Raw genomic sequence first — 6,582 nt, 5'->3', positions numbered from 1 at the left:
AAAGAAACAAAACCAAACAAAAAGCTTAGGCTCAGTCCGTGCTCGAAAATCTTGTCGATTTTCAATCCCGTACTAATCCTAGCCAAAACCGTTGTGCGTCATGCAAAAAAAATCACGAATCTATTAAAAATTAGAATAAAAAAGAATGCTATTTAACTCTATTGATTTTGCAATATTTTTGCCCATCATCTTTATTCTATATTGGTTCGTCACTGATAAAAACTTAAAATTACAAAACTTATTAATTGTAATAGCAAGTTACATTTTCTATGGTTGGTGGGATTGGAGATTTTTATCCTTAATTCTTTTTAGCACTGTAATAGATTATTCAATTGGTATTAGTTTATCGAAACAAGAAAATCAGAATAAAAGAAAAATGCTATTATGGACAAGTATTCTTGTAAATCTTGGGTTTCTAGGCTTTTTTAAATACTATAATTTTTTTCTTGATAATTTCATTACTGCCTTTTCATTTTTTGGAATGGAAATAAAAGCAAATTCTTTGAATATCATTTTACCTGTTGGAATTAGTTTTTACACCTTTCAAACATTAAGCTATACAATAGATGTTTACAAACAAAAACTTGAACCAACTAAAGACTTTATGGCTTTTACCGCTTTTGTAAGTTTCTTTCCTCAATTAGTTGCTGGACCAATTGAACGTGCAAGTAATTTACTTCCACAATTTTACATCAAACGTTCTTTCGATTACAAAAACGCAATGATTGGTGTAAGACAAATAATTTGGGGGTTATTTAAAAAAGTAGTAATTGCAGATACTTGTGCTCAATACTCAAACGAAATTTTTAATACTTATCAAATATATACAAGCACAACACTAATTATTGGAGCTATTTGTTTTTCCTTTCAAATTTACTGCGATTTTAGTGGCTATTCAGATATTGCTATAGGCCTATCTAGGTTATTTGGTTTTGATCTTAAGAAAAATTTTAACTATCCGTACTTTTCAAGAAATATAGCCGAATTTTGGAGAAGGTGGCATATCTCATTAACTACTTGGTTTAGGGATTATTTATATATTCCACTTGGTGGTAGTAAAGAAAATAAATATAATACAATTAGAAATGTTTTTATAATATTTATTGTAAGTGGTTTTTGGCATGGAGCCAATTGGACTTTTGTCGTTTGGGGAGCAATAAATGCACTTTATTTCATACCTTCAATGTTAAATAATAAAAACAGAAAATATACAAATACCATAGCAGAAAATAAAAATGTTCCAAGTTTAAAAGAATTGTTTTTTATACTTAAAACATTTATTATAGTTATGTTCTCATGGATATTCTTTCGAGCAGAAAATATGCAAACAGCTTTTGCTTATATCAAAAAAATATTTGCTTTTAGTTTCGAGATTGAAAGATTACGAATAGAGCGTTACTCTATTGAAATTTTCCCTTTAATTTTCTTATTAATCATAATAGAATGGTTTGGAAGACACAAAGATTTTCCTTTGCTTAAGGATAACAAATATCAATTAAAAACAATCATAATTATTTTATTAATTTTAGTATTGGGTAATTTTTCGGATATGAATGATTTTATATATTTTCAATTTTAAAATGAAGAATTTTTTAAAAAACATAGCATTATTGTCTATAATATTAATAATAATGAGTATCGTTCTTGACAAGAGCTATACATATATTCACTACAATGGAGCTCCGAGAAACATCCCTGATTACATAATGGGCTTACAAAAAAAAGATTCGTTTGATTATGTTGTTTTAGGTTCTTCAAGAGTTTTACATAATATAGATATTAACTTAATAGAAAAAGAAACTAATCAAAAAGGATTTAATTTTGGTATTCCTGGTTCTAGCGTTTTTGAAATAAAATTATCTGCACAACAAATTATAAAAAGAAAAATCACAAAAAATATTTATATTCAAATAGATTATATCTGGAATGAATTCTATAGTGGAGGAGAATGTACTGTTGATTGGTTGACATACATCAACGAAAGTGATATATGGAATGAATTTCAAAAAATTGACAAGAATAATAAATATGTTCTTTATAAAAAAATTCCTTTTTTAAGATATTGTGAATATGGCTCAAAATTGGGGTTTAGAGAATTAATAATGTCGTTGTCTAATAGGAAAATGTCAGTCATAGATGATAACAAAGGTTTTGTTCCTTTATTTGGAAAAATAAAAAACACTGAAGAAATAATGACATATATTTTAAAAAATGAATTTAACCCTCACCTAAAAGATATCATAAAAATGTGTAAAAATGAAAATATAAATTTATTTTTTTTTACTTCACCTATTTATAATTTTAAAGGAAACAATAAAATTCTTAATGAAAAATTACCAAATTATTTAGATTTTTCTAACTCTATTCCTAGTTCAAAATACTATCAAGATAACACCCATTTGAATAATAAAGGAAGTAAATACTTTACAAAACTGTTCATAAACGAATACTTAAAAGCACGAACGCACAACACCGTATATAATTAATGGCTAGTTTTAGCTTGCTTACGAAAACCTTTGCCTATTTTATATTCGATTTTTATTCACTAAATTGGGTGCTTAAATACGCCACTAATCATATACAAATCCGTTGGCTACAATATTCGAAAAAAAATGACTTTTGATAAATTACTTCAATTAATAGAAAATAAACAAATTATAGATAAAAATGATTTATTTATTTCTGAGAAAATATTAGAAGCAGAAAGAATTTGGAAAACCAATGCTGAAACATTAACAGATTTTTTAAATATTCTTAAAACTGAAGTACAATTAGAACTTACAAAAGAAAACTTAGAAATTCGAATTGAAACAAATAACAGAAGAAAAAAAGAAAATTATAACAATATAAATAAAAGTCTAATAAAACTAATTGAGATTTTTGATAAAACAGGCTTCAGTAACTTAAAACTAGTATTTGAAAAATTATCTTCTAAATTCTCATTAATAAAAGAAGAACCAAAAAAACTAATTTTTGAAGAAAAAGGATTTCCTATAATAATTGTATTTGAAAAATATTTTGAAATTAAAGCTATTGATTATAATAATTTTAGAAAGTTTAATTATTCCGAATTAAAAGAAATAAAACTTGTAGATGTAAAAAATTCTTGGTGGTTTCAATTATATTTTCTAACCTCTATTAAAGCACAATTATTTTCTGGAAGTGACCCCATAGATTTAAAAATTAAAAAAAAGAATGGTGGAGAATGGCAATATAAAGCTTCAAATGAATCTAATTTAAAATTCAGAAATATAATCAATGAAATTAACAAGCGCATAAAAATACAGTAGCCAACACCGGCTAAACTTAATGCGTGGTTCTGTGCTTTCTCATAGTTTTGTGTATATTTACTAAGTCGCCAAATCTTGTTGATTTGGCTTAGTTTAAACCAAAAGAAACAAATCCAAACAAAAAGCTTAGGCTTAGTCCGTTCTCGAAAATCTTGTCGATTTTCAACCCCGTACTAATCCTAGCCAAAACCGTTGTACTTAATTTATGACAATGAAAAACAATATTTCAAATTCATTTAATGAAACTTTAAAGGATAGTGATTTACAAAATATAGGCGGTAATTTGTCAGAATTGATTTTAGACTCAGTATTAGAAGATGGAGTTTTAAAAGATATTCCTATTGTTAGTTCAATAGTTGGTTTGACAAATATTGGTATTAAAATTTCTGATAGAGTATTATTAAATAAGATAATTTCTTTTCTATTTGAACTCAAAAACATTCCTAGCGAAAAGAGAGAGGAAATGATAAATAAAATTGACAACTCTAAAAAACATAAAATTAAAGTTGGTGAAAAACTTCTATTAATAATAGACAAGTGTAATGATTATGAAAATTCACAATATACAGCTAAACTTTTTTCATCGTATTTAGCAGAAAAAATAAATTACGAGGATTTTTTAAGAGGAGCTAATATAATCCAATCTGTAGAAATAAATGATTTCAAAAACTTTCTAAACCTGGATAAAAATAAAATTGTATATAATCATAGAACACATGAAAATTTAAAATACAATGACGTTAAGTATTTAATGCATGTAGGTTTGTTTGAAACTAATACTGAAGAAATAAGTGTAAGAGCACAGGATGATTGGAAAATGGCTGACCAACCGTATGTTGTTGAAGGAGGAGAATTAACATACGATATAACTGAACTAGGACGAATGTTATATGATGTATTAAACTAAGTACAACACCGGCTAAACTTCATGCGGGCTTAGTTTTTAACTTCAAAGTTTTGTATATATTTACTAAGTCGCCAAATCTTGTTGATTTGGCTTTGTGTAACCACAAAAAACAAAACCAAACAAAAAGCTTCGGCTTAGTTGCGTGTTCGAAAATCTTGTCGATTTTCTTCCCGCACAAAGCCTAGCCAAAACCGTTGGGGTACATTAAAAAAATGAGAAAGACATTATACATTTTAGTTTTTTTAATCTTATCTAGTTTTCAATACTCTAATGAAAATATAGATTTAGAAAAGAAAATAATGTCTGACATTTTTTTCGAAATATTGAAACAAATCATTCCACCACCTCCACCACCATCTCCTCCTAACCCTGGTTATTTTCAAAGATTTAAAGCAAAAGATGGGACATATTATTACGCAGATGTTACCGATAGACCTATACCTAAAAAGAGTGATAAAAGATTAATACTTATTGTTGATAGCATTCAAGAAATTTCAGATAATGAAACACAAATTATTAGAAAAAAAATGAATATCAAATTAAATAAATATTCTGAAGGAGATTTAATTTGGAAATATGAAAAAGAACACAAATCAGAAATTAAATTTTATAGAAACCTTGAAAACATAAATTTGAATTATAAAATTGACTTAAAAAGTTTCAATCATTCTAAACTTTTTAAATTTGACTATAGTTCTAAATATCCTCCTGAAAATTTAATTTGGGAATGGAAAAAAGAGAATAATTCAAACCTAATAGCTTGTATAAAATTCTCAAAAATCATATTTAATAAAGATAAAAATTATGGTTTTTTAATTACTCAAATTAATTACGGAAATGAAGATGATAGAAAAGTGATTTTTATAATTAAAAAAGACGTAGACAGATGGATTATAGTAGATAAATCCTTTCAAATTTCCTGAATAAAAAAACGTACCCCAACACCGGCTAAACTTCATGCGGGTTTGGTGCAAACTTCAAAGTTTTGTGTATATTTACTAAGTCGCCAAATCTTGTTGATTTGGCTTTGTGTAACCACAAAAAACAAATCCAAACAAAAAGCTTCGGCTTAGTCCGTTCTCGAAAATCTTGGCGATTTTCAAGCCCGCACAAAGCCTAGCCAAAACCGTTACCTACAATTAAAATAAAAAAAATGGCAAAACCAAAAGTATTCATAAGTTCAACTTGTTATGATTTAGGAGAAATCCGAGATTCTTTATCAACATTTGTAAAATCATTTGGATTTGAACCAGTATTAAGTGAATATGGAGATGTTTTTTTTCACCCTGATTTACATACCCATAATGCATGTATAAATGAAATAGGAAATTGTCAACTTTTCATATTAATTATTGGTGGTCGTTTTGGAGGTAAATATATTAATGATCAAAAAAAATCAATAACCAATGCTGAGTATGAATCTGCTGTAATAAAAAAAGTTCCAATATTTACATACATTAAAAAAAATGTTCTTGATAATCATAATTTATTTCAATCAAATAGAAATAAAGATTTTGTAGAGAGTATACATTACCCAGCAATTGAGAAACAAGAAAATGCTAAATCTATTTTTGAATTTATAAATAGAGTTAGAAGGTCTGCTTCAAATAATGGTTATGAATCATTTGAAAACTTTAGAGATATAGAAAATCATTTAAGAAAACAATGGGCTGGAATGTTTTTTGAATTTCTTAAAAACAGAGAAATTAATATTCAAATATCAAATACTAATGAATCAATCAATGAAATTAAATCTGTAAGTAATAAACTTGAAACAATATTAAAAAATATTTATAAAGTTGTGGATAGTGAAAACGCAGAATCTAGTATTATTGAAATAGATAAAATCTCTTTAGCATCTGAATATCTTGAACGTATGATTGGAGAGTGGCAAACAGGTAAGATTTTTTGTAACGAAGATGAAAAAGAAAGAATATTAAATATTTCTCCAAGAGAACATAATTGGTATGAATACTTAATCGAAATAGGAATACTTGAATATGTTAAAACTAAGAAAGATGATTATGTAGAATTACGCACTCCTGAACATTATGATATTGATATTCCTGAAGATTTGGATGAATTTGAATCTCCAATAGAAAGTTATGCAGGTCTATTTGTAAAAAAAGGAAAACTAATTAACACCTATCAAATAGAAACAAATAATATGTACGAAAATGGGATCAAAGAAATTACTAATGAAATAAGGAAAAAATTACTTTCAGAATATATAATTGTAGAATAAACTGTAGGTAACACCGGCTAAACTTCATGCGGGTTCTGTGCTTTCTCAAAGTTTTGTGTATATTTACTAAGTCGCCAAATCTTGTTGATTTGGCTTTGTGAAACCAAAGAAACAAATCCAAACAAAAAGCTTCGGCTTAG

General features: G+C 26.7%; 6 protein-coding genes. All 6 read left to right on the top strand.

The genetic code is table 11. The features are described from left to right. Nucleotides 1–145: 145 nt before the first annotated feature. The 6 genes from GGR97_RS14990 to GGR97_RS14965 all read left to right on the top strand — a co-directional run bounded on the left by GGR97_RS14990 (nt 146) and on the right by GGR97_RS14965 (nt 6,442). Entirely contained in the window at nt 146–1,579 is a 1,434-nt protein-coding gene (locus GGR97_RS14990) for an MBOAT family O-acyltransferase (RefSeq protein WP_167899344.1), read from the top strand. 1 nt (nt 1,580) lies between these two features. Next, nucleotides 1,581–2,486, top strand: coding sequence for a hypothetical protein (locus GGR97_RS14985; protein WP_167899343.1), 906 nt, complete (start codon nt 1,581–1,583; stop codon nt 2,484–2,486). Between the two features lie 126 nt (nt 2,487–2,612). After that, on the top strand, nt 2,613–3,290 hold the full coding sequence (locus tag GGR97_RS14980) for a hypothetical protein (RefSeq protein WP_167899342.1): 678 nt from the start codon (nt 2,613–2,615) through the stop codon (nt 3,288–3,290). A gap of 211 nt (nt 3,291–3,501) precedes the next feature. Then, the gene (locus tag GGR97_RS14975) at nt 3,502–4,197 is read left to right on the top strand and encodes a hypothetical protein (protein WP_167899341.1); all 696 of its coding nucleotides are present in this window, start codon (nt 3,502–3,504) and stop codon (nt 4,195–4,197) included. Nucleotides 4,198–4,409: 212 nt separating this feature from the next. Continuing rightward, a complete protein-coding gene (locus GGR97_RS14970) occupies nt 4,410–5,120 on the top strand; it encodes a hypothetical protein (protein ID WP_167899340.1) in 711 nt (236 codons plus the stop codon). Between the two features lie 230 nt (nt 5,121–5,350). Beyond that, nucleotides 5,351–6,442 carry a DUF4062 domain-containing protein gene (locus GGR97_RS14965; protein ID WP_167899339.1) on the top strand — a complete coding sequence of 364 codons (1,092 nt, stop codon included), beginning with the start codon at nt 5,351–5,353 and terminating at the stop codon, nt 6,440–6,442. Nucleotides 6,443–6,582: the final 140 nt, after the last annotated feature.

The organism is Wenyingzhuangia aestuarii, from assembly GCF_011927765.1.
GTDB classification, from domain to species: domain Bacteria; phylum Bacteroidota; class Bacteroidia; order Flavobacteriales; family Flavobacteriaceae; genus Wenyingzhuangia; species Wenyingzhuangia aestuarii.
The sequence above is the reverse complement of the archived record's forward strand: the minus strand, read 5'-3'. Positions and strand labels throughout refer to the sequence as shown.